Below are 432 nucleotides of genomic sequence, written 5' to 3'. Positions count from 1 at the left end.
TATCAGAGGACTTCCATGACCGCGCCGGTCGCTCGCACCGCTTTCCTCGTCGCCGCCCTCGGTGGCGCGCTCCTCGCCGCACCCGCCCAGGCCGGCGGCTGCTACGGCTCCGAATGCTATCGCCGCGTCGTCACGCCGCCGGTCTACGACACCGTGCAGGAGAACGTGCTGGTGCGCCCGCCCCGCACGGTCTACCGGACCACGCCACCGGTCTACGACACGGTGTCGGAGCGCGTGATGGTCCCGCCCGGCGGCCGCTACTGGCAGACCAGCCGCGGCTCCGGCGGCGAGCTGATCGGCTGCTGGGTGACCACGCCGCCGCGCTTCGCCGTCCGCACCCGGACCGTGCTGACCCGCCCGGCGCAGACGATCCCCGAGACGATCCCGCCGGAATATGCCAGCGTCAGCCGCCGCGTCCTCGTCGCGCCCGCC

At 73.8% G+C, this 432-nt stretch carries 1 protein-coding gene; it reads left to right on the top strand.

Annotated features, from left to right (window positions below; translation table 11 throughout):
- Positions 1-15 precede the first annotated feature (15 nt).
- Positions 16-432: hypothetical protein (locus tag ACLBX8_RS31625; protein WP_447716408.1), on the top strand; the 417-nt coding region annotated here is incomplete at its 3' end.

It is taken from the genome of Methylobacterium sp. D48H (genome assembly GCF_053345715.1).
The sequence above is the reverse complement of the archived record's forward strand: the minus strand, read 5'-3'. Positions and strand labels throughout refer to the sequence as shown.